We start from the raw sequence: 19,059 nt of genomic DNA, 5'->3' as shown, positions 1-19,059 counted from the left end.
GGGTCCGTACACTGATCAGGATGGTCTCGCTCTCGAGCTGACAGGCCCCTGGCGCGTCCCGGTCACGGACCGTGACGCGCCTTGTGCTGCCGCCCGTCCGCCGAACCCCTCCGTCGGGGAGCCCTGTCTACCGTGATCACTGCCAACGACATCGAGCTGCGCGCCGGATCCCGGCTGCTGATCGAGGGCGCCACGTTCCGCGTCAACCCGGGCGACCGGGTGGGCCTGGTGGGCCGCAACGGCGCCGGCAAGACGACCCTCACCCGCGTCCTCGCCGGCGAGGCCCTGCCCGCCGCGGGCACCGTCACCCGGTCGGGCACCCTCGGCTACCTGCCGCAGGACCCGCGAGAGGTGGACCTTGAGGAGACCGCCCGGGACCGGATCCTGTCGGCGCGCGGCCTGGACGAGGTGCTGCGCGAGCTGCGCGCGGCCGAGGAGGCGATGGCCGCGGCCTCCGGCGCCGAGCGCGACCGCGCCGTGCGCCGCTACGGGCGGCTGGAGGAGCGGCTGCACGTGCTGGGCGGGTACGCGGCCGAGGCGGAGGCCGCGTCCATCGCCTCCAGCCTGGGCCTGCCCGACCGGGTGATGGGCCAGCCGCTCGGGACCCTGTCGGGCGGGCAGCGCCGCCGCGTGGAGCTGGCCCGCATCCTGTTCTCCGGCGCCGACACGCTGCTGCTGGACGAGCCCACCAACCACCTGGACGCCGACTCGATCCTGTGGCTGCGCGACTTCCTGCGCTCCCACCAGGGCGGGCTGGTGGTCATCAGCCACGACGTGGGGCTGCTGGACGCGGTGGTCAACCGGGTGTTCCACCTGGACGCCAACCGCTGCGTCATCGACATCTACAACGTCGGCTGGAAGACCTACCTGCAGCAGCGCGAGACCGACGAGCGGCGGCGCAAGCGCGAGGCCGCCAACGCCCGGCGGCAGGCGGCGGCGCTGATGGCGCAGGCCGACAAGATGCGCGCCAAGGCCACCAAGGCCAGGGCGGCCCAGCAGATGGACCGGCGGGCCCGGCGGCTGCTGGCCGAGGTGGAGGAGGAGCGGCGCGCCGACAAGGTCGCCAAAATCCGCTTCCCGGATCCGGCGCCGTGCGGCCGCACCCCCCTCCGCGCGGAGGGTTTGTCGAAATCGTACGGATCTTTGGAGATTTTCACCGACGTGAGCCTGGCCGTGGACCGGGGCAGCCGGGTCGTCGTGCTGGGCCTCAACGGCGCGGGCAAGACGACGCTGCTGCGGCTGCTGGCGGGGCTGGACAAGCCGGACTCCGGCACGGTGACCGCCGGGCACGGGCTGCGCATCGGGTACTACGCCCAGGAGCACGAGACCCTGGACGTCGAGCGGAGCGTGCTGGAGAACATGCAGTCGGCCGCGCCCGCGCTCGCGCCGGTGGAGGTCCGCAAGATCCTCGGCTCGTTCCTGTTCTCCGGCGACGACGTGGACAAGCCCGCGGGCGTGCTGTCGGGCGGGGAGAAGACCCGGCTGGCGCTGGCCATGCTGGTGGTGTCCAGCGCCAACGTGCTGCTCCTGGACGAGCCGACCAACAACCTCGACCCGGCCAGCCGCGAGGAGATCCTGAGGGCGCTGCGCACCTACACCGGCGCCATCGTCCTGGTCACCCACGACGAGGGCGCCGTGGAGGCGTTGCGACCCGAGCGGGTGATTTTGCTGCCGGATGGTGTCGAGGACATCTGGAGTGACGACTTTGCCGATCTGGTGGCACTTGCGTGACCTGCAGGGCAGCTTCTGCAGATCTTTTCTGGCGGAGTGGGTAGCCGAACGCGCGGGAATGACTGATCATGGCGGGGGATAACGCAGCGGTCACCACATCACTACGGGAGGTACTCGTGGCCGAGACCCTTAAGAAGGGCACCCGCGTGACCGGTGCCGAGCGCGACAAGCTGGCGGCCGAACTCAAGAAGAGGTACGACTCCGGCGAGAGCATCCGCGCCCTGGCAGCCGCCACCGGTCGCTCGTACGGTTTCATCCACCGGATTCTCACCGAGTCCGGCGTCAACCTGCGGGGGCGCGGCGGCGCGACCCGCGGCAAGAAGTCCTGACCGGACCGTAGACCCCCGGAGGAGCGCACCGTTCGACCCGCCCCCGCGGCCGACCGAGTAGGGTTCGGTTCGCGGCGGCGGGTCGGCTCGCGTTCGCGCGCCCCACCGGCGCGGCCGCGGAGCGCCGCCCGCCGCGACGTGGGCTTGTCACTACGGAGAAGGGGGCCGTCACATGGCGGACGCCAGGGTGCAGGAGCCGCGGCCGGAACCGGCCGCGCCGCCGGACGAGGCGGAACTGGCCGAGGCGGGGCTGCTGCTGGACATCGACGGCGCGGTCGCCACCGTCACGCTGAACCGTCCCGAGCGCCGCAACGCCATGACGTTCGCCACCTGGCGCTGCCTGGCCCGGATCGGCCGGTCCCTCCCGCCGGACGTGCGGGTCGTGGTGCTGCGCGGCGCGGGCAAGTCGTTCTCGGCGGGCATCGACCTGTCCATGTTCTCCGGCGGGGAGCAGCCCGACGGCGCCGACGCCGAGGCGACCGACCGGTTCATCGCCGAGCTGCAGGAGGGCTACACCTGGCTGCGGCGGCCGGAGATCGTCACGATCGCCGCCGTGCACGGGCACGCCATCGGCGGCGGCTTCCAGCTCGCGCTCGCCTGCGACCTGCGGGTGGCCGCCGACGACGCGGTGTTCTGCATGAAGGAGGCGGCGCTCGGCCTCGTCCCCGACCTGACCGGCACCAAGCCGCTGGTGGAGATCGTCGGCGTGCCGCGCGCCCTGGAGCTGTGCCTGACCGCGCGCGACGTGCCCGCCGAGGAGGCCGCCCGGCTCGGCATCGCCGAGATCGTCACGCCGCGGGACCGGCTGGACGAGACGGTGCGCGGCCTCGTCGACTCCCTGCTGGCGGTCAACGCCGGCGCCGCCGCGGCGATCAAGCGGCTGCTGTGGCAGGCCCCCGGCAACACGCTCGAGGAGCAGTGCGCCGCCGAGCGCCGCGAGCAGATCGGCCGCCTGCGGGAGCTGTTCGGCGCCGGGCGGCGGACGGCCTGACCGCCGGCCGCCTGTGGAGCCCGCCCAAACGGCGGAACGGGCCGTCAGGGGAGCGCTCGGCTCTCTCCTGACGGCCCCTTCGCGTGCCGGCCGCGGGGTCTATTCGAAGGCCTCGGCGGTCGCCCCCGGAGCGATCGGCAAGTGCAGCCTGCTCGTCCCCGGACGCACGGTCAGGCGGGTGCCCGCCGGGTAGCGCAGCGTGTAGTCGTGGTCGGTGGACAGGATGACCACGCCGATGCGGTGGCCGGGCTTGAACACGTAGTCGGTGGGCTCCAGGTCCCAGCGGAACGTGTACTCGCGGCCCGGGGCGATCGGCTCGGTGCGGCTCGGGCTGTGCCGGTTGCGGGCGTCCAGCCAGCCCCGCGTGACGATCTTGAAGGGGGCGGTCTCGGTGCGGTGCGCCTGCCGCGTGGTGCAGCCGTCGTCGCCCGGGACGCCCTGGCCGAAGCACACGCGCTCGCCGGTGTCGACGCGCGCGCCCGTGGGGCGGGTGTCGGTGCCGTAGTCGACCAGCAGCGCCGTCAGGTACGGCGAGCGTCCGTCCAGGGAGGCGCGCACGGACATCCGCGGGATGCCGTTGACCCGGACGGCCTCGTCCAGCCGGGGCGTCAGGTACACCAGCCGGTTGGGGTCGGCCCGGTCCTCGTTCACGAGCAGCTGCTCGGCGGTGCGGGTGCGGCCCGCGTCCACCATCGACTGCGGCGCGCCCGGACGCGGACGCGGCGACAGGCTCCCCGGCTGCCCCTCCGGACCGGCGTTCAGACCCAGCGCCACGGTGCGGGTGCCAGGGACGGGCCAGTCGCGCGCCGTCTCCCACTGACCGGGGGCGCGCTCGATGTCGACGCGCGGTTCGGCGGTGATCCCGTTCGGGATGCCGTACAGCCACCGGTCGAACCAGTGGTGCGTCTGGCGCAGCCACTCCTCCAGCCGCCAGCGGAACGGGGTGGCGTGGTTGCCCTGGTGAAGCCACAGCTTGCGCGGCACGCCGGCCTTCTTGAGGGCGTTCCACCACTGCACGGAGTTCTTGACCTTGACGTTCCAGTCGTTGAGGCCGTGCACCACCATCACCGCGGCCTTGACGTTGCGGGCGTCGCGGACGTAGTCGCGCTCGGCCCACACCTTGCCGTAGTCGCCGGTCTCGCGGTCCTGCGTCGCGGTGAGCTCGTCGATGACCTTCGCGCACACCTCGGGGTTCTTCCGGGTGAGCACCGCCTTGGCCAGCACGTCCAGGTCCTCGCCCTGGTAGCCGCCGGGCGCGACGACGCCGCCGTTGGCGCGGTAGTAGTCGTACCAGCTGGAGATCGCCGCGATCGGCACGATCGCCTTGAGCCCGGCGACGCCGCCGGCGGCCGCCATGTTGGGCAGCGTCCCGTTGTACGACTGGCCGATCATGCCGACGTTCCCGGTGGACCAGGTCGCCGTCACGGGGGTGCCGTCCGGGGCCCAGCCGCGGGCCCGGCCGTTCAGCCAGTCCACGGCCGCCTTGGTCGCGGCCTGCTCGGCGCGGTCGCCGGAGGTGGGGCAGCCGGTGGAGCCGCCGGTGCCGATGCTGTCGAGGTCGGCCACCGCGTAGCCGCGCGGCAGGAAGTAGTTGTCGTAGTACCCGGGGAAGACCTCGGCGAGGTCGCGCTTCACCGGGCGGCGGGACGCGGCCTGCACCTCGTCGACGTCGACCGGGTGCATCGGCACGTCGTGCGTGCCGGCCCAGTACGGGCTGGGCTCGAGGATCGTCGGCACCTTCAGGCCCCGCTCGGTCTCCTTCGGGCGCATGATCCGCAGCTGGACGCGGTCGCGCACGCCGTCGCGGTCGCTGTCGACGTCGGTCTCGACGGAGACGGTCTGGGTGACGGCGTCGGCGCGGGAGAACACCGGCTGGGTCTCCCCGTTCACCACTTTGATCGACGGAACGGCGGGACGGGCGGCGCCGGACGCCGCGGCCGGCAGGGCGGTGGCGGTGAGCAGCGCGCCGGCGAGGGCGAGCGCGCCGGCGGCGCGCGGCGCGGGGCCGCGCGGCGGTCGTCGGGTCACGGGGGCTCCAGGGGGTGCGGACTCCAGGGGGCGGTCGCCGGACCAGATGATCAACAGATCTACTATCCGGAGCGGGCGGAGTCCAGGACGACGCCGGACAGTCCGGGCGGGACGCGGTTGTGCGATGGCGCCGTCTTCAAGTGTTACGCCCTGAGCTGACCCGGGAAGCCCGGATGCGGGGGTGTGTTGACTGACGCAGGGCTGATTACTTGATTACCTAATCGGACCGGGTAGCCGGACCAGGGAGCTGAAACGGCGGCCGCGGCCGTATCCGCCGCGCGCCGCGGCCGCCACCGGATCTTCGGAGGTCGCTGTGGGGATGCCGGGAATGCCGGGCAACGGCTGGCAGGTGATGGCGTCGTTCCGCCGGGACGCGTCGGTCACCAGGCAGCGGCTCAAGCCCGGCACGGTGCGCCGGATCGCCGGCTACGCCCGGCCCTACGTCCGCGAGCTGGTGCTGTTCCTCCTGCTGAACGCGCTGACCGCGGGGATCGTGGTGGCCAACCCGCTGCTGCTGAAGGCGATCATCGACCGCGGCATCGTGCCCGGCGACCACGCCGTGGTGCTGTGGCTGGCGGTCTCGGTGGCCGGCCTGGCGCTGCTGGAGGCGGTGCTCGGCCTGGCCCAGCGGTGGTATTCGGCGCGCATCGGCGAGGGCCTGATCTACGACCTGCGCACCCAGGTGTTCGGGCACGTGCAGCGCCAGCCGGTCGCGTTCTTCATGCGCGCGCAGACCGGGTCGCTGGTCAGCCGGCTCAACAACGACGTCATCGGCGCCCAGCGCGCCCTGACCACCACCCTGTCGTCGGTGGTGTCCAACGTGATCAGCCTGATCCTCGTGCTGATCACCATGGTCGTGCTGTCCTGGCAGGTCACGCTGATCGCGCTGCTGCTCCTGCCGATCTTCATCCTGCCCGCCAAGTGGGTGGGCAAGCGGCTGCAGCGGGTCAGCCGCGAGCAGATGCAGCTGGACGCCGAGATGAGCTCGCTGATGACCGAGCGGTTCAACGTGGCCGGGGCGATGCTGGCCAAGCTGTACGGGCGACCTGCCGAGGAGGAGGAGAACTTCGCCGGCCGCGCCGCCCGGGTCCGCGACATCGGCGTGGTGGCCGCCATGTACGGCCGGGTCTTCTTCACCGCCCTGACGCTGGTGGCGGCGCTGGCCACGGCCATGGTGTACGGCGTGGGCGGCGTCCTGGTCGTCGAGGGCGGCTTCCAGCTCGGCACCCTGGTGGCCCTGGCGACCCTGCTGACCCGCATGTACGGGCCGCTGACCGCGCTGTCCAACGTGCACGTGGACGTGATGACCGCGCTGGTCAGCTTCGACCGGGTCTTCGAGGTGCTGGACCTGAAGCCCCTGGTCGCCGACCGCGAGGACGCCCGCCCCCTCGTGCTCGACCGGGCCGACGGCGCGACCGGCGGGAGCGCCGCCGAGGGGAGCGCGGCGGCGGCGACGGCCGGGCGGGGCGCCCCGTCGATCGAGTTCGACCACGTCTCGTTCTCCTACCCGTCGGCCGAGGAGGTGTCGCTGGCGTCGCTGGAGTCGATCGCCCGCCCCGACACCGCGCCCGGCCGCGAGGTCCTGCGGGACGTGACGTTCACCGTGCCGCCGGGGCGGATGTACGCGCTGGTCGGCCCGTCCGGGGCGGGCAAGTCCACCATCACGCACCTGGTCTCGCGGCTGTACGACGTGACCGACGGCGCCGTGCGCATCGGCGGCCACGACGTGCGGGACCTGACCCTGGAGTCGCTGCGCGCCCAGGTCGGCGTGGTCAGCCAGGACGCCCACCTGTTCCACGACACCATCGCCGCCAACATGCGCTACGCCCGGCCCGACGCCACCGACGAGGAGATCCTGGCCGCGCTGGACGCCGCGGCCATCGGCGACCTGGTCGCGGCGATGCCCGAGGGCCTGGACACGGTGGTCGGCGACCGCGGCTACCGCCTGTCCGGCGGGGAGAAGCAGCGCCTGGCCATCGCCCGGCTGCTGCTGAAGGCGCCGTCGGTGGTGGTGCTGGACGAGGCCACCGCGCACCTGGACTCCGAGTCCGAGGCCGCCGTCCAGCGGGCGCTGGCCACCGCGCTGGCCGGCCGCACCTCGCTGGTGATCGCCCACCGGCTGTCCACCGTGCGGGAGGCCGACCAGATCCTGGTGATCGACGACGGCCGGGTCGTCGAACGCGGCCGCCACGAGGAGCTGCTGCTGCGCGGCGGCCTGTACGCCGAGCTGTACCGCACCCAGTTCGCCCACCAGGCCGACGCGGCGTCCGCCTCGGCGGCCGCTCTCGAGGCCGGGGCCCGCGCCGCGTCCGGGGCGGACGGAGGGGGCCCTTCCGGCGCCCGCGAGGCCGAGCGGGCCGGCGCCGACTGACCGTCCGATGGGGGCCGGTGTCCCGGCTCCATGCCGTCTCTTTGCCCGAATGCGGAGCGCCGGCAACCCGGCCGTCACCTGAAGGGCTTTCGCTGAAGGGGGTGAGCGCGCCCGCGCGGGGGCGCGGGCGGCCGCTGTCAGGCACACGCTGAGGAAGGAGCACGGCGTGCGTGTGACGGTCAACCCCGGTCGCATCGTCAAGAGCGGAGCGGGACGCTGCGCCGTCCTGCTGGTCGGCCTGGGAGCGGCGGGCGTGGCGATCGGCTGGCTCGGCCCGGACCGGCTGACGCAGCGGGCGCTGTCCGCGGCGGTCCGGCGCCGCTGAGGCGCCGCCGGTCCGCCGCGCCGGCGGGGCCTCAGCCCGCGCGGCCGGGTGCGTAGCCGAGGCGTCCCAGCTCGACGCCCGCCACCCGCTCCACCTGGGTGACCTGCCGGGGCGTGAGCCGCTCCCGCCAGATCCCGACGCGCCGGTCGTCGGGGAAGGGGGCGCCCCGGCGCACCAGGGTGTCGAAGGCGCCCGTGGAGATCGGTGCGTCCAGGTACTGCGACACGGCCTCGGCGACCTTGCGCGGCTTGCTCACCAGGTCCTCGAAGCGCACCGTGAGCAGCTGCTCCTCAGGCGTCTGCGCGCGCAGGCGGGCGCTCAGCCGCACCGAGCCGCGCCAGCGCAGCGCGCACTTGACGGCGGGCGCGGCGCGCGACCAGCGGACCCGGTCGGCCACGTCCTCCACGCCCAGGAACGGGTTGGGGAACACCTCGTCGAGGTTGGCCAGGCCCGGCTTGAACCAGGCCATGCAGCGCTCGTCGGCGAGCATGTCGGCCACCACGTCCCGCCCGTCGCGGATGACCTGCAGCAGCTGGGCGTCGGGGAAGGCGTCCAGCAGCACGTCCGCGCTGTAGATCAGGTCGGGGGAGGCGTCGGCGAAGCGGTGCACGTCGCGCGGCTCGACGCACGGCTCGTCCGCCGCGCCGGGGGCGCGGGCCGCGGACGGCGGGAACCCGGCGGCGTCGCGGCACTCGGCCGGGCACTGGGCGCAGGCGCGCCCGGAGATCTGCCACGCCTCGGCGAAGGCGTCCCGCAGCACCCGGGCGGCGCCGCGGCCGCGGTCGGCGGCGATCGACGGCCGCCGCGCGAAGGCGTAGGTGACCCGCAGCACCCCCGGCCGCCCCATGGTCAGGTGGAACCCCTTGGAGCGCTTCACGGCGCGGGCCAGCAGGTCCGCGCCGGAGTGCGGAGAGCCCAGGATGAACACCGGACGGCGGACCTTCGTGCCGTTGACCACGAGGATGTGCGGCGTGGACCTCATAGGAGTGCTCAGTTTCTCACCTCGCCCGGACGAGGGCCGACAGGCCCGCGCGCTGACAGGGATAATACGAGCAGAAAAGGGCTTTCCCGGCCTAGCCTTGGAGGAATGGACGCTCCGACGACGCTGCGGGAGTGGCTCCCGCGGGCGCAGGCGATCACCGTGCTGTCCGGCGCGGGCATCAGCACCGACAGCGGAATCCCCGACTTCCGCGGTCCGCAGGGCGTGTGGACGAAGAACCCCGAGGCCGCGGCGCAGTCGACGATCGGCGCCTACCTGGCCGACCCGCAGGTGCGGCGGCGGGCCTGGCGGGCGCGGCGCGACCATCCGGCCTGGCGCGCCGAGCCCAATGCCGCGCACGAGGCCCTGGTGCGGCTGGAGCGGGCCGGGCGGCTGCGGGCGATCGTCACCCAGAACATCGACGGCCTGCACCAGCGGGCCGGCTCGTCGCCGGAGCGCGTGATCGAGATCCACGGCACCATGCGGGAGGCCGAGTGCCTGGCGTGCGGGCTGCGCACGCCCATGCCGGAGGTGCTGGCCCGGGTGGAGGCGGGCGAGGAGGACCCGCCGTGCCTCGACTGCGGCGGCATCCAGAAGGCCGCGACGATCTCGTTCGGGCAGGCCCTCAAGCCCGAGGTGCTGGACGCCGCGGTCGAGGCGGCCCGCTCCTGCGACCTGTTCCTCGCGGTCGGGACGTCGCTGACCGTGCAGCCCGCCGCCGGCCTGTGCCTGGAGGCGGTGGAGCGCGGCGCCCGGTTCGTGATCGTCAACGCCGAGCCCACCCCGTACGACCCGGTGGCCGACGCGGTGCTGCGCCGTCCCATCGGCGAGACGCTGCCCCGGCTGGTCGACCTGGCGGTCGGGGCGGCCGCGTGACCCGCTCCGACCGCGCCGCGCCGCACCGCGCGCCGTTCCGTTGGCGTGTTGTGACCGCCCGCCCCTTCCTTTGGAGACCTTCTCCTGACAAGCTCTATCCGTTGCGGTGCGAGGAGGGACGAGGTTGATGAGCGGGGGCACCCGCGAGGGGGCCGCACCCGAGGACGGGTCGCCCCGCCGGTTCGCCAGGCTGCGTCCCGGTGACCGGGTGGCCGTGGTCGCGCCCAGCGGCCCGGTCGATCCCGTCCGGCTGGAGGCGGGCTGCGGCGTGCTGCGCGATCTGGGGCTGGACGTGGTCGTGGGAGACCATGTCCTGGACCGCACCGATCTCGCCGGCGGCGCCGGCGCGCGGGACGGATGGCACGGCATGGCGGGCACCGACGCCGACCGCGCCGCCGACCTGCAGGCCGCCTGGTGCGACCCGACCGTCCAGGCCGTGCTGTGCGCCCGCGGCGGCTATGGCGCCACCCGCCTGCTCGACCTGCTCGACTGGGACGCGCTCGCCGCCGCGTCGATCACCGGGCGGGGCCCCAAGCTGCTGCACGGCTCCAGCGACATCACCGCCCTGCACACCGCGTTCGGCGCGCGGCTGGGCGTCAGCACCTCCTTCGGACCCATGGTGGCCGGGCTGATCGCCGACCTCGCCGACCCGCGCGGCGCCGACCATGAGCGGACGTCGGAGCACCTGCGGGCCGCGCTGTTCGGCGATCCGGCCGGGCGGACGGTCACCGGCAGTCACGCGTTGAGCCCCGGCTGTGCCGAAGGCGTGCTGACTGGCGGTACGCTGGCTCTGCTCACCGCGCTGCTCGGCACCCCCCACGCCCCGCCTCCGGCGGCCGGTCGCATCGTCTTCCTCGAGGACGTGTGCGAGGCCCCGTACCGCGTCGACCGGATGCTCACGCAGCTGCTCCAGGCCGGGTGGTTCGACGGCGCGGCGGGCGTGGTGCTGGGCTCGTGGACCGACTGCGGCGACCCGGCCGAGCTCGACGCGGTGTTCACCGACCGGCTGGGCCCCCTCGGCGTGCCGGTGCTGGCCGGTGTGCCCGCCGGGCACGGTCCCTGCCAGGTCACCCTGGAGCTCGGCGCCCCCGCGCGGCTGGACGCCGCGGCGCTGACCCTGAGCGTCCCGGCCGGACGGCCGCGCGCAAGTGACAGCCGACCCCTGCCGGGAGGAGTGCGATGAGCGGCCGGCATGCCCGTCCCGGCGCGTGGGACGACGGTCGCCGGAACGGCGTGTGGGACCAGGGCGCGCTCGACTCGCTGCTGGTGCTGGTGGCCGAGAGCCTCGGCTACACCTGCCGGCCCGTCCCCGGCGACGTCATGCTGCTGGAGGGCCCGAACCGGCTGCACGTCAGCATGCGCAACCTGCGGCAGCTGGCCCGGCTGGTGCCGCGCGACGACTGGCCCGCGCTGGTGTCCGACCACGTCACCACGATCGTCACCGCCGTCGAGGAGCCGCTGGACCTCAGCGACTTCGACCTGGCCCAGCACCTGCTGCGCACCCGCATCTACCCGGCCGAGGCCGACAACGGCGTCCTGGCCGCGCGCCCCTTCGCGCCCGGCCTCATCGAGGTGGTGGTCGTGGACACCCCCACCACGGTCCGCACCGTCACCACCGAGGAGATGCACGGCTGGCCGGTGTCGGGCGACGCGCTGTTCATGCTGGGCCGGTCCAACGTGCGGGGCGACGGGCCGCTGCAGGTGGACGAGGACGAGCTGGGCGGCGTGCGCGTGGTGGTGCTGCACGGCTGGACGTTCTACGCCGCCACCCACCTGGCGTGGCTGGAGGAGTACCTGCCGATCGGCCCGTACGGGGCGCTCGTGGTGGCGCCCAACCGCAGCCAGATCGTCGCGCATCCGCTGCTGCCCTCGGGCAGCTGCCCGCGCGCCCGCTACCGGGCCGCCGTCACCGCGGCGCGCGAGCTGCAGGCGCACGCCCGCCGCGCCTACGAGGAGGGCCCCGGGTCGCTCAGCCCGCACCTGTACTGGTGGCGGATGGGCGAGCTGACGCTGCTGGACGTCCGATACCAGGGCGACGCCGTGGTGCTGCCGGACGAGTTCACCTCGGTCCTCACCAAGCTCGCCGCCGAGCCGTGACCGCCGGCCCCGGCGCGGTCGTGGCGGCGTGATCGGCGCCGAGGACGCGCAGGCCGTCGCCGCGGGGATCACCCGGCGGCTGGGCCGCAACGTCACCATCGTGGACCGGCACGGCGTGGTCATCGCCGCTTCGGCGGGGCGCCCGATGCCCGCCGCGCGCCGGCCCCGTAGGGTCGGTGCCCGAGCAGAGGGAGGTCGATGGTGCGGATCGTCATCGCGCCCGATTCGTTCAAGGGCAGCCTGACCGCGGCCGAGGTGTGCGCCGCCGTGGAGGCGGGGGTGAAACGGGCGGCTCCGAACGCCGCGACGGTCGCGGTGCCGATGGCCGACGGCGGCGAGGGCACCCTGGACTGCTTCCTGCGCGGCGCGGGCTGGCGGGAGGTCCGGATGACCGCCGCCGACCCCCTGGGGCGTCCCGTGGCGGCCAGGTACGCGCTGTCGGCGGACGGGCGGTCCGCCGTGGTCGAGCTGGCCTCGGCGTCCGGGCTGCCGCTCCTGGCGCCCGGCGAGCTGGACCCGCTGCGCGCCGACACCTACGGCACCGGCGAGCTGATCGCCGACGCGGTGCGGCGCGGCGCCCGCGACGTGCTGGTCTGCATCGGCGGCAGCGCCGGCAACGACGGCGGCACCGGGCTGCTGCGCGCGCTGGGCGTGCGCTTCACCGACGCCTCCGGCGCGGACCTGCCGCCCGGCGGCGCCGCGCTGGCCCGGCTCGCCGCGATCGACGACTCCGGGCTGGCCGAGGAGGTCCGCGCGGCGCGGTTCCGCGTCGCCTGCGACGTCACCAACCCGCTGGTCGGGCCGCGGGGCGCGGCCGCGGTGTTCGGGCCGCAGAAGGGCGCCACGCCGGCGCAGGCGGCGGAGCTGGACGCGGCGCTGACGCGCTTCGCCGACGTGCTGGCCGAGCGCACCGGACGGCGCGTCCACGACCTTCCGGGCGCCGGGGCGGCGGGCGGCACCTGCGGCGGCCTGGTCGGGGTGCTGGACGCCGAGCCCGCCCGGGGCGCCGAGCTCGTGGCCGACCTGATGGGCCTGCCCGCGGCGCTGGACGGCGCCGACCTGGTGATCACCGGGGAGGGGCGGCTGGACGGGCAGAGCGCCGGCGGCAAGGTCGTGTCTTCGGTGGCGGGCCTGGCCGCGCGGCACGGCGTGCCCGTCGTCGCGCTGGCCGGGAGCGTCGCCGGTCCGCTGGACGAGCTGCGCGCCCTCGGGCTGACCGCGGCGTTCAGCCTGGCCGACGGCCCCCGCACGCTGGCCGAGCTGACCGAGGGGGCGGGCGCCCTCCTCACCGCCCTTGCCGAGGAGGTCGTCCGCCTGCGGCTCGCCTGAGGGCCGGCTCAGCCGGACGCGGGCTCCGGCTCGGTCCGCCGCTCGGGGGCGGCGTCGGCGGACGCCTGCGCCTCGGGCCTGCGGACGCTCATGAGCGGGATGAACACGTGCGCCAGCGGACCGATCGCCACCGCGTACAGCACGGTGCCGACGCCGACCGTGCCGCCGAGCAGCCAGCCCGCGGCGAGCACGGTCAGTTCGATGGAGGTGCGCACCACCCGGATCGAGTGGCCGCGGGCGGCCAGCCCCGTCATCAGCCCGTCGCGCGGACCCGGCCCCAGCTCGGCGCCGATGTAACAGCCCGTGGCGAACCCGCCGACCACGATCCCGGCGACCAGGAAGGCCCAGCGGACCGCGGCGGCGTCCGGGTCGGGCAGCAGGTACAGGAACACGTCGGCGAACACGCCGACGAGCAGCGCGTTGCTGATCGTGCCGATCCCGGGCCGCTGCCGCAGCGGGATCCAGGCCAGCATCACCAGCGCCCCGACGATGACGATCCACGTGCCGATCGACAGCCCGAACCGGCGCGACAGCCCCTGGTGGAACACGTCCCACGGGTCGTTGCCGAGCCCGGAGGCCACCTGCAGGGCGATGCCCAAGCCGTATAGGGCCAATCCCACGTAGAGTTGGACCAGGCGGCGCGCCATCGAGGCCATTCGTGCCCACTCTCTGCTCAAGATCTGCCAATGCCGTTGGCCAGTGTGGCCGAGAGTGGCCTGGTCGTTATAGAGCCAATAGGGGAAAAGTGGACTTATGAACACCCGTTATGTGAGCGGTCCGCAGCTGGCCCGGCTGCTCGGCGACGTCCCCCGGGAGCGCCCGGTCTACCTGGCGCTGGCGCGGGCCGTGCGCGGCCTGGTGCTGGACGGGCGGCTCGCCCCGCGCACCCGCCTGCCCGCCGAGCGCGACCTGGCCGCCGCCCTGGGCGTCAGCCGCACCACCGTCACGGCCGCCTACGACCGGCTCCGCACCGAGGGCTACATGGAGAGCAGGCAGGGCGCGGGGAGCTGGACGGCGCTGCCCGCGACCACCATGACCGGCGCCCCCGCGCGATGGGTCGGCGCGGAGGACGCCACGCGGTTCGGCGTCGCGCAGGCGCCGGGCGGCCCCGGATTCGTCGACCTGGGCTGCGCCACCCCCGCCGCGCCCGCCGTCTTCGACGAGGCGGTCGCCGCCGCGATGGCCGAGCTGCCCCGGCACGCACGCGGCGTCGGCTACCTGCCCGCGGGGCTGCCCGAGCTGCGCGAGGTGATCGCCGACGGCTACGCCGCGCGCGGCCTGCCCACCCGTCCCGACCAGATCGTCGTCACCACCGGCGCGCAGCACGCGCTCACCCTGCTCGCCGAGCTGACCGTCCGGCCGGGCGACGCGGTGCTGGTGGAGCGCCCCACCTACCCGCACGCGCTGGGCGCGCTGCGCCGCCGCGGGGCGCGGCTGGTGCCGGTCGGCGTCGCGGACGGCTGGGACGTCGAGCTGATCGCCGCGACCATGCGGCAGACCGCCGTGCGCGCCGCCTACACGATCCCCGAGTTCCACAACCCCACCGGTCTGCTGATGCCCGCGTCCGACCGCGAGGCGCTGGTGGACGCCGCCCGCCGCGCCGACGCGATCCTGATCGCCGACGAGACGTTCGCGGGACTGGCGTTCGACCGGGCGGCCCCGGCGCCGCCGCCGCTGGCCGCGTTCGACGCCGGCGGCCGGGTGGTGAGCGTCGGGTCGGCGTCCAAGCTGCTGTGGGGCGGTCTGCGCATCGGATGGATCCGCGCGTCCGCGCCGCTGGCGCGCCGGCTGGCGGCGGCGCGCGAGGCCGCCGACATCGCCAGCCCGGTGATCGACCAGCTGATCGTGCGGGAGCTGCTGCTGCGCGCCGAGGAGGTGCGGGCCGAACGCGCGGCGGCGCTGCTGCGCTCCCGCGACGCGCTCGCCGCCGCGCTGCGCGAGCGGCTGCCCGGCTGGAGCTTCACCCTGCCCGAGGGCGGGATGTCGCTGTGGCCGCGGCTGGAGGCGCCGGTGGCGACGCAGCTGGCCGAGACGGCGCTGCGGCACGGCGTGCGGGTCGTCCCCGGCCCGGCGTTCGGCGAGGACGGCGTGCTGGAGGACCGGCTGCGCCTGCCGTACGTCCTGCCGCCCGAGACGCTGCGCGTCGCCGTGGACCGGCTGGCCAGGGCCCAGGAGGAGGTCGACGCGGCCCCCGCCGTCCGGTCGGCCCTGCCGAGCTACGTGTGATCCGCCGCGCCCCTCAGGGGGCGCGCTGGATGTAGCCGACGAGGTACTCGCGCTCGGACTCCAGCTCGTCGATCGCGCTCTTGACCACGTCGCCGATGCTCACGATCCCGGCCAGCCGCCCGTCGCGCACCACCGGCAGGTGCCGGATGCGGTGCTCGGTCATGGTGCGCCGCAGCTCGGCCACGGCGGCGTCGGGGGTGCAGGTGCGCACCTCCGCGGTCATGATGTCGGCGACGGGCCGGTCGAGCAGCCCGGCGCCGTGCTCGTGCAGCCGGCGCACCACGTCGCGCTCGGACACGATGCCGACGATCGTCGCGCCGTCCGGCGAGACCACCGCCGCGCCGATGTTGTGCCGGGCCAGCGTGGCCAGCAGGTCTCGGACGGGGGCCTCGGGTCGCACCGTGGTCACCGTGTCGCCTTTCCTACGCAGGATGTCGCGGATTCGCATGTCGCACACTCCGGTGCCGCTTGGGCCCACCTGCCGAGGGGGCATCGGCCTGATGTCGTGTTGACAAGGTCGCACGTCCTGCGCCGTCGGAAAACCCCGCGCGGGTAAACCCTGCCGCGTCGGCGCGGGAAGCGGATGCCGCCGACCGGCCGTGCCCTCATCCCGCGCCGATGTGCTCGGCGATCCATTCGGCGATCAGGTCCGGGTGGCTGCGCGGCACCCAGTGCCCGGCGCGGACCGTCCGCAGCGCCAGGTCGGGCGCCCGCCCGGCCAGGCCGCCCACCAGGTGAGGGGACACGAACAGGTCGCGGGTCGGCACGACGACCTGTGTCGGCACGTCCGTGCGCCGCTCGCGCGGCCTGCGCAGGCGCCCCATGTTGGCGCGGTACAGGTTGACGCCGACGGACGCGTCGCGCGGCAGCGTCCGGGCGGGGTGCCCGGGACGCGGCGCGACGCCCTCGCCCTTCTCCAGGGCGCGGGCGAACAGGCGCGCCATCCCGGCGCGCCACAGCAGCTCCGGCAGCAGCGGCGTCCGGAACGCGGGGATGTACCAGGACCGCAGCGCCTGCCCGGCGGCCTGCCGCAGGTTGCGCGGCGTGGGGCGGCGCAGCCTGCGGCGCATCCAGTGCGCGACGTGGTCCAGGCACGGGCCGGAGATCGAGGTGAACGTGGCGAACCGCTGCGGGAGGGTGCACACCGCCTCCCAGCCCTGGATGGAGCCCCAGTCGTGCCCCACCAGGTGCACCTTCTTCTCCGGCGCCGCGGCGTCCAGCACGGCCTCCAGATCGGCCATCAGGTAGTCGAACGCATAGCGCCTGCGGCCGTACGGCCGCGACGACGCGCCGGCGCCGCGCACGTCGTAGCGGACGACGTGGAAGCGGTCGGCGAGGCGCTCGGCCACCTCGTCCCACACGGCGTGGGTGTCAGGGTAGCCGTGCATCAGCAGCACCGTCGGACGCGACGGGTCGCCCTGCTCGTACACGGCGAGGTGGACGCCGTCGCCGCGGACGCGCCGCCTCCTCACGCCTCGCGCGGTCCGCGCCGCCCCGGAGCCGGCCTGCCCCCGCTGCCGCCGCTCCCGGCGGAGCCGCGCGGGGGAGGCCTGCGCGGGGTCGGCGGCGCGGCGGATGTCGTTCACCGTCATGCGGACGCCTCCTCTCGGCCCGGCTCCCGCGCGCGGAACGGGTGCCGAGGCGAGAATGTACGGCATACCGCCGAGAACGGCGATTCCCCTTGCCGAGGCCGCCCCGCGCGTCGCCGGCCGGCCGGTTCAGTACGGGTCGTAGCCCGCGGCCAGCGCGGCGGGCGAGCGCTTCAGGTACTCCAGGGCCTTCGGCGTCGAGCAGATCCGGGACGGGTGGTGCGACGGCCGCAGGTAGACCGGCGCCTCCCCGATCAGCAGCCGGAAGATGCCGGGCACGTGCCCCTTGCGGACCGACCGGCGGTAGGCGCGGTACACGCGCGGCAGCGTCACCGGGCCGCGCACGTTCGGGTCCTGCCTGAGCAGGTACACCGCCCCGCCGATCAGCGCCCAGTACAGGAAGAACAGCGAGACCGCCCAGGCCGCGGCGCGCATCGCGTAGCCGCCGCCCATCGCCCGGTACACGTCGAACACCACCGACCGGTGCTCGACCTCCTCGGCGCCGTGCCAGCGCAGCAGGTCCAGCATGGTGGGGTCGGCGCCGTCCTCGTCCAGCCGCCGGTTGTCCATGATCCACTGGCCGAGCACCGCGGTGTAGTGCTCGATGGCGGCGACCGCGGCCAGCTCGAAGCGCAGCCGCCGCCGCCACGCCCGCGGCGACCGCCTCTTCAGCGCGGCCATCCGCGCGGGCCGCTCGGCGTTGCCCCGGGCGGCCTGGTCGGTGATGGGGGTGACGTCGATGCCGTGCGCCGCCAGCAGCCCGTCCAGCACGCCCTGGTGGGAGCGGGCGTGCACCATCTCCTGGCCGATGAACCCCTTGATCTCCTCCAGCAGCCGCTCGTCCCTGATGTAGGGGCGGGCGTCCTTGACGCACTGGATGAACCACTTCTCGCCCTCGGGCAGGACGATGTGGAAGGAGTTGATGATGTGGGTGGCCACCGGATCCCCGGGGATCCAGTGCAGCGGGGTGCGCGACCAGTCGAACGACACCCGGCGCGGCTTGATCGGGGGATGCCGTTCGTCCACGTCCGTCATCGACCTCTCCTCGCCCACGAGCCGGAGCCACCGTCCGGTGGCCAGAGAAGTGAACCGCGGGGCCGCGGACGAGTTCTTGAGGTCGAGAACACAAATCGGGCGCCGCGGGTTCGCGTCCGGGTGACAGATTCCCCGGATCAGGTGACGACTTCCCCGGATCAGGTGACGACGCGGTGCGCCCCCGCGTAGACGTTCATCGTCTCCCCGCGCAGGAAGCCCACCAGCGTCATGCCCGCGTCCTCGGCCAGCTCCACCGCCAGCGACGACGGCGCCGACACCGCCGCCAGCACCGGGACGCCCGCCTGCATCGCCTTCTGGGTGAGCTCGAACGACGCCCGGCCGCTGACCATGAGGATCCGGCCGGACAGCGGCAGCAGGCCCGCGCGCAGCGCCCAGCCGACGACCTTGTCGACGGCGTTGTGCCGCCCCACGTCCTCCCGCACGGCCAGCAGCTCGCCGTCCGCGTCGAACAGCCCCGCCGCGTGCAGCCCGCCGGTCCGGTCGAACACCCGCTGCGCCCGCCGCAGCCGCTCGGGCAGCCGCGCCAGCACCGCGGGGCTCACCTCGACCGGGTCGGCGGCGACGTCGTACGGACGGTCCGCGCGCAGCGCCTCGATGCTCGACTTGCCGCAGAGCCCGCAGGCGCTGGTCGTGGCGAACGCGCGGGTCATGCCCGGGTCGGGCGGTGGCACGTGGTCGGCCAGCACCACGTCGAGGGTGTTCTGCTCGGTGGTGTCCGCGCAGTAGCGCAGCGCCCGCAGGTCGTCGGCGCGGCCGATGACGCCCTCGGCGGCCAGGAATCCGGCGACCAGGTCGAAGTCGTCGCCGGGAGTGCGCATGGTGATGGTGAGCGGCCGCCCGGCGACGCGGATCTCCAGGGGCTCCTCGACGGCGAGGGTGTCGGGGCGACGCCCCCGCACCCCCGCGGTGCTCAGCCGCAGGACCGGTTTGCGCACGGTGATCCGCCCCATGCCGCGACGGTACCGTGCGAGACCGCGCCGCGCGAGAGCGGTTTCGCGACGTCCGCGGTCGGGACCCCGCGCCCCTGCGGCGCCCCCCGACGCCTCGGGGTCGATCTTTGGGGGATTCGTCGAGCTCATCCCGGTTTTCTGCCTGGTGAGGCATTGGAGAGGCATGGGGTGACAAGAGCCGT

General features: G+C 74.6%; 17 protein-coding genes. 10 read left to right on the top strand and 7 right to left on the bottom strand.

The window, feature by feature from the left end; all coding sequences use genetic code 11:
• The first annotated feature begins 132 nt into the window (after window positions 1-132).
• The 3 genes from abc-f (at window position 133) to AR3_RS03515 (ending at window position 3,051) form a co-directional block, all read left to right on the top strand.
• Window positions 133-1,731: a ribosomal protection-like ABC-F family protein gene (abc-f, locus tag AR3_RS03525; RefSeq protein WP_067908259.1), complete on the top strand. Its 1,599-nt coding sequence runs from the start codon at window positions 133-135 to the stop codon at window positions 1,729-1,731.
• 116 nt (window positions 1,732-1,847) lie between these two features.
• Entirely contained in the window at window positions 1,848-2,060 is a 213-nt protein-coding gene (locus AR3_RS03520) for a helix-turn-helix domain-containing protein (protein ID WP_012852589.1), read from the top strand.
• Between the two features lie 172 nt (window positions 2,061-2,232).
• Window positions 2,233-3,051, top strand: coding sequence for an enoyl-CoA hydratase/isomerase family protein (locus tag AR3_RS03515; RefSeq protein WP_067908256.1), 819 nt, complete (start codon window positions 2,233-2,235; stop codon window positions 3,049-3,051).
• Window positions 3,052-3,150: 99 nt separating this feature from the next.
• Here AR3_RS03515 and AR3_RS03510 read toward each other — a convergent pair whose 3' ends face one another.
• The gene (locus AR3_RS03510) at window positions 3,151-5,079 is read right to left on the bottom strand and encodes a Xaa-Pro dipeptidyl-peptidase (RefSeq protein ID WP_067908253.1); all 1,929 of its coding nucleotides are present in this window, start codon (window positions 5,077-5,079) and stop codon (window positions 3,151-3,153) included.
• Window positions 5,080-5,407: 328 nt separating this feature from the next.
• Between AR3_RS03510 and AR3_RS03505 the strand changes: the two genes are divergently transcribed.
• Window positions 5,408-7,450 carry an ABC transporter ATP-binding protein gene (locus AR3_RS03505; protein ID WP_067908250.1) on the top strand — a complete coding sequence of 681 codons (2,043 nt, stop codon included), beginning with the start codon at window positions 5,408-5,410 and terminating at the stop codon, window positions 7,448-7,450.
• A gap of 166 nt (window positions 7,451-7,616) precedes the next feature.
• Window positions 7,617-7,775 carry a hypothetical protein gene (locus AR3_RS30230; protein ID WP_157406604.1) on the top strand — a complete coding sequence of 53 codons (159 nt, stop codon included), beginning with the start codon at window positions 7,617-7,619 and terminating at the stop codon, window positions 7,773-7,775.
• A gap of 31 nt (window positions 7,776-7,806) precedes the next feature.
• On the opposite strand, the gene AR3_RS03500 is transcribed toward AR3_RS30230, so the two are convergent.
• A complete protein-coding gene (locus tag AR3_RS03500; RefSeq protein ID WP_067908247.1) occupies window positions 7,807-8,757 on the bottom strand; it encodes a sulfotransferase family protein in 951 nt (316 codons plus the stop codon).
• A gap of 105 nt (window positions 8,758-8,862) precedes the next feature.
• On the opposite strand from AR3_RS03500, the gene AR3_RS03495 reads away from it, so the two are divergent.
• The 4 genes from AR3_RS03495 to AR3_RS03480 all read left to right on the top strand — a co-directional run bounded on the left by AR3_RS03495 (window position 8,863) and on the right by AR3_RS03480 (window position 13,056).
• Window positions 8,863-9,630 (top strand): SIR2 family NAD-dependent protein deacylase, encoded by a 768-nt coding sequence (locus AR3_RS03495; protein ID WP_067908244.1) that lies wholly within the window; start codon window positions 8,863-8,865, stop codon window positions 9,628-9,630.
• 127 nt (window positions 9,631-9,757) lie between these two features.
• Window positions 9,758-10,813: a S66 peptidase family protein gene (locus tag AR3_RS03490; protein ID WP_067908239.1), complete on the top strand. Its 1,056-nt coding sequence runs from the start codon at window positions 9,758-9,760 to the stop codon at window positions 10,811-10,813.
• The gene (locus AR3_RS03485; protein WP_067908237.1) at window positions 10,810-11,727 is read left to right on the top strand and encodes a hypothetical protein; all 918 of its coding nucleotides are present in this window, start codon (window positions 10,810-10,812) and stop codon (window positions 11,725-11,727) included. Before AR3_RS03490 ends, AR3_RS03485 begins: the two co-directional genes overlap by 4 nt.
• Window positions 11,728-11,925: 198 nt before the next feature.
• Window positions 11,926-13,056, top strand: coding sequence for a glycerate kinase (locus AR3_RS03480; protein WP_106258679.1), 1,131 nt, complete (start codon window positions 11,926-11,928; stop codon window positions 13,054-13,056).
• An 8-nt stretch (window positions 13,057-13,064) separates the two neighbouring features.
• Here AR3_RS03480 and yczE read toward each other — a convergent pair whose 3' ends face one another.
• Complete coding sequence (gene yczE / locus AR3_RS03475) at window positions 13,065-13,712, bottom strand: membrane protein YczE (RefSeq protein ID WP_067908235.1); 648 nt, start codon at window positions 13,710-13,712, stop codon at window positions 13,065-13,067.
• A gap of 97 nt (window positions 13,713-13,809) precedes the next feature.
• Here yczE and yczR point away from each other — a divergent pair, with 97 nt between their 5' ends.
• A complete protein-coding gene (gene yczR, locus AR3_RS03470) occupies window positions 13,810-15,282 on the top strand; it encodes a MocR-like transcription factor YczR (protein WP_067908232.1) in 1,473 nt (490 codons plus the stop codon).
• Between the two features lie 13 nt (window positions 15,283-15,295).
• Here the strand turns inward: yczR and AR3_RS03465 are convergent, their stop codons facing one another.
• The 4 genes from AR3_RS03465 to fdhD all read right to left on the bottom strand — a co-directional run bounded on the left by AR3_RS03465 (window position 15,296) and on the right by fdhD (window position 18,877).
• Window positions 15,296-15,730, bottom strand: coding sequence for a CBS domain-containing protein (locus tag AR3_RS03465; RefSeq protein WP_067908456.1), 435 nt, complete (start codon window positions 15,728-15,730; stop codon window positions 15,296-15,298).
• A gap of 157 nt (window positions 15,731-15,887) precedes the next feature.
• Window positions 15,888-16,874: an alpha/beta fold hydrolase gene (locus AR3_RS03460; RefSeq protein ID WP_227023157.1), complete on the bottom strand. Its 987-nt coding sequence runs from the start codon at window positions 16,872-16,874 to the stop codon at window positions 15,888-15,890.
• Between the two features lie 126 nt (window positions 16,875-17,000).
• Window positions 17,001-17,906: a metal-dependent hydrolase gene (locus AR3_RS03455; RefSeq protein WP_067908229.1), complete on the bottom strand. Its 906-nt coding sequence runs from the start codon at window positions 17,904-17,906 to the stop codon at window positions 17,001-17,003.
• A 158-nt stretch (window positions 17,907-18,064) separates the two neighbouring features.
• On the bottom strand, window positions 18,065-18,877 hold the full coding sequence (gene fdhD, locus AR3_RS03450) for a formate dehydrogenase accessory sulfurtransferase FdhD (protein WP_067908226.1): 813 nt from the start codon (window positions 18,875-18,877) through the stop codon (window positions 18,065-18,067).
• Window positions 18,878-19,059: the final 182 nt, after the last annotated feature.

This window comes from Actinomadura rubrobrunea NBRC 15275, assembly GCF_001552235.1.
Lineage (GTDB): Bacteria > Actinomycetota > Actinomycetes > Streptosporangiales > Streptosporangiaceae > Spirillospora > Spirillospora viridilutea.
Note: the sequence above shows the minus strand (reverse complement) of the source record. Positions and strands in the feature narration are given on the sequence as shown.

What these genes read in the sequence shown, in the direction of transcription:
- AR3_RS03515 (WP_067908256.1), top strand. Translation starts at nt 2,233, where the DNA reads ATGGCGGACGCCAGGGTGCAGGAGCCGCGGCCGGAACCGGCCGCGCCG.
- AR3_RS03505 (WP_067908250.1), top strand. Translation starts at nt 5,408, where the DNA reads ATGCCGGGCAACGGCTGGCAGGTGATGGCGTCGTTCCGCCGGGACGCG.
- AR3_RS03500 (WP_067908247.1), bottom strand. Translation starts at nt 8,757, where the DNA reads ATGAGGTCCACGCCGCACATCCTCGTGGTCAACGGCACGAAGGTCCGC.
- AR3_RS03495 (WP_067908244.1), top strand. Translation starts at nt 8,863, where the DNA reads ATGGACGCTCCGACGACGCTGCGGGAGTGGCTCCCGCGGGCGCAGGCG.
- AR3_RS03490 (WP_067908239.1), top strand. Translation starts at nt 9,758, where the DNA reads ATGAGCGGGGGCACCCGCGAGGGGGCCGCACCCGAGGACGGGTCGCCC.
- AR3_RS03485 (WP_067908237.1), top strand. Translation starts at nt 10,810, where the DNA reads ATGAGCGGCCGGCATGCCCGTCCCGGCGCGTGGGACGACGGTCGCCGG.
- AR3_RS03480 (WP_106258679.1), top strand. Translation starts at nt 11,926, where the DNA reads ATGGTGCGGATCGTCATCGCGCCCGATTCGTTCAAGGGCAGCCTGACC.
- yczE (WP_067908235.1), bottom strand. Translation starts at nt 13,712, where the DNA reads ATGGCCTCGATGGCGCGCCGCCTGGTCCAACTCTACGTGGGATTGGCC.
- yczR (WP_067908232.1), top strand. Translation starts at nt 13,810, where the DNA reads ATGAACACCCGTTATGTGAGCGGTCCGCAGCTGGCCCGGCTGCTCGGC.
- AR3_RS03465 (WP_067908456.1), bottom strand. Translation starts at nt 15,730, where the DNA reads ATGCGAATCCGCGACATCCTGCGTAGGAAAGGCGACACGGTGACCACG.
- AR3_RS03460 (WP_227023157.1), bottom strand. Translation starts at nt 16,874, where the DNA reads ATGACGGTGAACGACATCCGCCGCGCCGCCGACCCCGCGCAGGCCTCC.
- AR3_RS03455 (WP_067908229.1), bottom strand. Translation starts at nt 17,906, where the DNA reads ATGACGGACGTGGACGAACGGCATCCCCCGATCAAGCCGCGCCGGGTG.
- fdhD (WP_067908226.1), bottom strand. Translation starts at nt 18,877, where the DNA reads ATGGGGCGGATCACCGTGCGCAAACCGGTCCTGCGGCTGAGCACCGCG.